Below are 6427 nucleotides of genomic sequence, written 5' to 3'. Positions count from 1 at the left end.
TTATTGGTGGGTTTGTCGACGCTCTGAATCTAGCAAAATGCTAGATTTTTTTATGCTTTTACATTTTCTTTTAGATTTTCTCTTGCTTGGCTCATCATTAGTTTTACTCTATTTATTTGATTTACTTCGCTTGCACCTGGGTCGTAGTCTATTGCTACTACGTTTGCTTGTGGGTAAATTTCTCTGATTTTTTTCATTACTCCCTTGCCTGTGATGTGGTTTGGTAAGCAACCAAATGGTTGTATACAAACTATATTTGGTGCATCTTGATGAATTAATTCTATCATTTCGCCTGCAAGTAGCCATCCTTCTCCTGCTTGATTACCAAGACTTGTAACTTCTTTTGCAAAGTCTTTAACGTCATTTATATAGACTGGCTCATCAAATCTTTTTGAATTTTTTAAAGCCTTTCTTATTGGCTTTCTATAAAATTCTATTGTGTTTATGGCTGTTTTTCCAAAAAATGATGTCATTGGACTTTTTCCATATAAATCTTTTTTTATTTGTGTGTTTGCAAGACAATACATAAAGAAATCTATCAAATCTGGAACTATTACTTCTGCTCCCTCAGCTTCTAGTGTATCTTGCAGATGATTGTTTGCTTCTTTTAAATATTTTACAAGAATTTCTCCAACAATTCCTGCTTTTGGTTTTTTAATATCTAAAACTTCAATCTCATCAAAATCCTCTACAATATCGTTTATAATTTTTCTGTAAGATTTTGAACTCATTTTTACAATATTATCTCTACAAATTTCAATCCATTTTTCTTTCAATTTATCTACAGAGCCTTTTTCTTTTTCATAAGGTCTTGTAGCGTTTGAAACTCTATTTATTAAATCTCCTAATAACAAGGCTCTTAGTGAATTTACTAGTAAAGGAATATTTGAAACTTTTTTTAAATCAAAACCTGAGTGTGATTCTATTCCTTGAGCTGATAAGGCAATAACTGGAATTTGTGGATAGCCAGCATCTTTTAGTGCCTTTCTAATATAGCCTACATAATTTGATGCACGACAAGCTCCTCCTGTTTGAGTCATAAGAAGTGCTAATTTGTTTGGGTCATATCTTCCAGAATTTACAGCTTCCATAAATTGACCTACAACTGTAATTGAAGGATAACATGAATCATTGTTTACATATTTTAATCCATTATCTATTACTTTCTCGTCAACTTTATTTAAAAATTCTATCTTGTATCCATTTCCATTAAAAAGTTTTTCCAAAATTTGAAAATGCTCTCTTGCCATTTGTGGGGCAAGAATTGTATAGCCTTCTTCTTTCATTGCTTTTGTAAATTCATGATTTTCATAAGAAATTTTATCTTTTCTTTTTCTTAAATGAAGGTCTTTGTCATCTTGTTGGTCTAGAGCTTGAATTAATGATCTAATTCTAATTTTTACAGCTCCAAGATTTGAAACCTCATCAATTTTTAACAAAGTATAAATTTTTCCGTTTGCCTCTAAAATATCTTGAACTTGGTCGGTTGTAACGGCATCAAGTCCACAACCAAATGAATTTAATTGAACTAATTGAAGGCAAGGATCTTTGCCTACAAATTCTGCCGCCCTATATAATCTTGCATGATAAGACCATTGATCCAAAACTCTTGTTTCTTTTTCCAAATCTTCTGTTGAATAAGCAAGGGCATCTTCTGATAAAACTGGAATTCTCATTGATTCAATTAATTCTGGAATTCCATGATTTATTTCTGGATCTATATGATAAGGACGACCTGCAAGAACGATGGCTTTTTCTTTATTTACATGAACATATTCTAAAATTTCTCTTCCTTTTTTTCTTATATCTTCATGATAATCAGCTTGTTTTTGCCAAGCATTTTTTACAGCATTTATTATTTGATTTTTCTTCAAAACATATCCATCATGTTCGTAGCCTTCAAAAATTTCTACTAGCCTATCTCCAATAATTTTTTCAGATTCAAATGAAAGATATGGTGCTAAATATTTTACATTTTTAAGTCCATCAACATTATTTTCAATTACGTCAGGATAACCTGATACAACTGGGCAATTCATGTGATTTTGTGCCTTATCAAATTGCTTGTACTCATAAAAAATTGCAGGATAAAAAATCATATCTATATTTTTTTCTAGCAAATTTTCTATATGGCCGTGGGCAATTTTTGCAGGATAGCAAGCAGTTTCTGATGAAATTGTTGCAATTCCTTTTTCATAAATTTTCCTATTTGATTCATCTGACAAAATAACATCAAAACCTAAGGAAGTGAAAAATTCATGCCAAAAAGGATAATCTTCGTACATATTTAAAACTCTTGGTAGTCCAACTTTTCCAAAAATATTTTTTTCTCCCAAAGTCTTCCTATCAAATAAAAGTTTATTTTTAAATTTGTACATATTAAGGTCTGCCAAAGTTTCTTCTTGTTTTACTCCAGCCCCTCTTTCGCACCTGTTTCCTGTTATAAATCTTGATCCATCTGGGAAAATATTTATTTGTAGGGAACAATTATTTGTACATCTTCCGCACCTTGCGGACTTTTGAGTATAAGTGAAATTATCTATTTCACTTTCTGATAAAATTTTGGAATGACCTGTTGATTTTTCTTTGGAAATCAAAGCCATACCCATAGCTCCCATAAGGCCTGAAATTTCTGGTCTGGTTACATCTCTTGATGATAATTTTTCAAATGCTCTAAGGATTGCATCGCCATAAAAAGTTCCACCTTGGACTACTATATTTTTTCCAAGAGATTTTGGGTCACGAACTTTTATAACTTTTTGGATGGCATTTTTTATTACAGAATAGCAAAGTCCTGCCGCTATATCAGAAACATCTGACCCTTCTTTTTGGGCTTGCTTTACCTTTGAATTCATAAAAACTGTGCATCTTGAACCCAAATCTGCAGGTTCTTTTGCAAAAATGGCTTTTTGTTGAAATTCTTCTACAGAAAGACCAACGCTTGCTGCAAAAGTTGACAAAAATGATCCACAACCTGATGAACAAGATTCGTTTAATTGGATTGAATCTATAATTCCATCACGAATGTGCATGGCTTTCATATCTTGACCACCAATATCCAAAATAAAATCTACATCTGGATTGAAAAATTTTGCCGCAGAATAATGAGCTATAGTTTCAACTTCGCCGTTGTCGATATGAAGAGCATTTCTTATAAATTCTTCCCCATAGCCACAAATTCCTGAAGAAACAATTTTTGCTTTTGCAGGAATTTTTTTATAGGCATCTTTTAACATAGAAATTACAACTTCAAGAGGTTTTCCCAAATTCATCCTATAATCTTGGTGTAAAATTTCATTGTCTTTGCTGATTAGGACAATTTTTGATGTAGTTGATCCTGCATCAATTCCAAGAAAAATTTCTCCTTCATAATCCTCAATATTTTTATATTTTACAAGATTAGTCTTGTGAGTTATTTTGAAATTTTCATAATCTTTTTCATCTTCAAAAAGCCTATCCATTTTCTTGGTCATTTCCATATCAACTTTTTTATCTTCTTCCAAAGATTTTATAAGAGATTTGTAAGAAATTGGCTTTTCATTTTCAGATAAAATTGCAGCACCCTTTGCCACATAAAGTTCGGCATCGTCTGGAATATAAAAATTATTTTCTTCTTCGCCTAAAGTTTCAATAAACCTATCTCTTAAAGCCTTCAAAAAATGAAGCGGCCCTCCCAAGAAAGTTACATTTCCTTTTATTGGTCTTCCACAAGCAAGATTTGAAATTGTTTGATTTACAACTGATTGGAAAACAGAAATTGCTATATCTTCCCTGCTCGCCCCCTGATTCATAAGAGCTTGAATATCAGTTTTTGCAAAAACCCCACAACGACTTGCTATTGGATAAATTTTTTTATAATTTTTGCTTAATTCATTTAAACCGGACGCGTCTGTATCAAGAAGAGCTGCCATTTGATCAATAAAAGCACCAGTTCCACCAGCGCAAATAGAATTCATTCTTTGCTCAACAGAGCCTTTGAGGTAAGTTATTTTTGAATCCTCGCCACCAAGTTCTATTACAACATCAGTTTGAGGAATAAATTTTTTTATAGCTTTTGTTTCGGCAATAACTTCTTGCACAAAATTAATGCCCAAATATTTTTCAACAAACATTCCACCAGAGCCTGTTACATTTACGGTAAGATAATCATCTTTAAACCTGTCATAGGCCTCCATCAAAACATTTGTAACTGTTTGTTTTACATCTGATTTATGTCGTCTGTAAACTGAATAAAGAGTATTAAATTTATCATCAGTAATAACAATCTTTACAGTCGTAGAACCGACATCAAGTCCCATATGTAAATTCATACATTTTCCTTTCCTATATATCAAAATATTTAAATACAAATAGAATAAAAATATCTACCTTATATATTTTATTATAAATAAAGTCAAATACAAGCAAATAAGTCGGTTTTGCCAATTAAATTATATAAAATATTTTTTGTAAACTTATTGCAAATTTACCTAATATTTTTAACAATTTTAAAACACAAAACACCAAACTTGTATCAATATATAATAAGATAAAAAGAAAAATTCATCAAGGATTATTTAGAAATTATTTATTATAAAAAAAAATAAAAATAAGCACAAAAATAGCCTTCATAAGAAGGCTTAGACTGTTGAAATGTATACAAATCCTCATGCTAAGAATATCATACGTAAAAAATTGATTTGATTTCAAATTTCAAAATTCGTCAAGAAATCGCACTGTTTGAGAGCGTAGCTTGAGTTTGCGATTTTAGAATTTTGAAATTTAGAAATCAACAATTTTTGGAGTCAGATATTCGTGCTTGAGGGTTTGTCTACGTTCTGTGCCTTCATAAGAAGGCTAAATTATTTTCTTAAATTTTTTACCATTTTAGAAATTTCTTTGAAATTTTCATCTTTTGCATCACTTGCCAAATCGAACATTAGCATTTCTGTATTTACAAGGCTTGCTCCCATATCAGACATAGCTTTTAATCCCAAATCTTTTTGCTCTTTATTAAAACTTGATACAGCATCTTCAACCACAAAAACCTTATATCCTTCAAACAACAATCTTCTTACTGTTTGATAAACACAAATATGAGTTTCTGCTCCTGTTATTATTACATTTGTGATTTTATTTTCTTTTAAATAAGAAGAAACTTCATCTGTTATTGCATCAAAGCTTGTTTTAGAAAAAATATGGTCATTATCAAGATTTTCTTTTATTTCATCTACACTTTGGCCAAGTCCTTTTGGATATTGTTCTGTTGCAATTTTTTTAATTCCGTACATTTCAAAAACTTTTAATAGACAAGCTGAATTTTTAATTATTTTATCAGATTCATAAATTGCTGGCATCAATTTTTCTTGCAAATCAATTACCAATAAAAGTGTATTTTCCTTGTTATCATAAGTTTTTGTGTCAAAATTATAGCCTTCAATATAAAAATTTCCTATTTCTCTTTCCATAAATCCCCCTGATTTTTATTTCTTTCTTTTAATTTTTTATCAATTGTAGATAAAACTTTTGCCTTATTTTTTGACCAAATCGGCCAAATAATTCTATCACGGCGTCCATCTCCGGTTAGTCTTTGGACAATTATATTTGGATCTAAATTCTCCAAAATAAGTATAACATAATCGACAAACTCATCCAAAGTCATAGTAAATTCATTTTGATTTTCCAAATAATAATCATAAATTCTAGAACCTTTTTCTATATAAAGATTGTGAATTTTAATTGCCCAAAATTCTCTTTCGTTTATATAAGAAATTGCTCTAAGATAATCATCCAAATCCTCATTTGGAAGTCCAATTATAAGATGAGCCAAGCATTTTATATTTTTTTCTTTTAATTTTAAAAGTCCCTTATCAAATTCCTTGTGAGAATAGCCTCTGTTTATAAATTCTATTGATTTTTCATTTACAGATTGAAGGCCAAGCTCTACAATAAGAAAAGTTTTTTTATTCAAATCATCAAGCAAATCTATAACTTCATCTGAAAGACAATCAGCACGAGTTGCAATAGATAAGCCCATAATATTTTGATTATTTATAGCCTTATAAAATAATTTTTTAATTTTTTCAAAATCTCCATAGGTTGATGTAAAATTTTGAAAATATGCCATATAGCCTTCTTTTCTTTTTGGATTTTTTAATCTTTTTATTTGATAATCAATTTGCTTATCCAAATTATCATATTTTGTAAAATCGCCCGCTCCATTTTCTGAACAATAAATACAACCTAATTTTGAAATTTTTCCGTCCCTATTTGGACAAGTAAATCCTCCATCAAGGGGAATTTTTATTATTTTTTTATTAAATTTTCTTTTAAAATAGGAATCCACATCCCTATATCTTTTTTTATTTATTTCCATAATTTTATTTTACTTTTATATAAAAAAAAGACACCTTTTAGGTGTCTCAGACTGTAGACAAAGTAGATGAAA

Annotated in this window: 3 protein-coding genes; all 3 read right to left on the bottom strand. The window is 30.0% G+C overall.

Annotation, left to right across the window (positions count from 1 at the left end):
* Positions 1-50 precede the first annotated feature (50 nt).
* Positions 51-4310, bottom strand: coding sequence for a 2-hydroxyacyl-CoA dehydratase (locus HMPREF2852_RS04585; RefSeq protein ID WP_070606210.1), 4260 nt, complete (start codon positions 4308-4310; stop codon positions 51-53).
* A 531-nt stretch (positions 4311-4841) separates the two neighbouring features.
* On the bottom strand, positions 4842-5447 hold the full coding sequence (locus HMPREF2852_RS04580) for an isochorismatase family protein (protein WP_070606207.1): 606 nt from the start codon (positions 5445-5447) through the stop codon (positions 4842-4844).
* Entirely contained in the window at positions 5432-6355 is a 924-nt protein-coding gene (locus HMPREF2852_RS04575; RefSeq protein WP_070606206.1) for a tRNA modification radical SAM protein MnmL/YtqA, read from the bottom strand. The genes HMPREF2852_RS04580 and HMPREF2852_RS04575 overlap by 16 nt, the downstream gene beginning before the upstream one ends.
* Between the last annotated feature and the right edge of the window lie 72 nt (positions 6356-6427).

This window comes from Anaerococcus sp. HMSC065G05 (genome assembly GCF_001812365.1).
Lineage (GTDB): Bacteria > Bacillota > Clostridia > Tissierellales > Peptoniphilaceae > Anaerococcus > Anaerococcus vaginalis.
The sequence above is the reverse complement of the archived record's forward strand: the minus strand, read 5'-3'. Positions and strand labels throughout refer to the sequence as shown.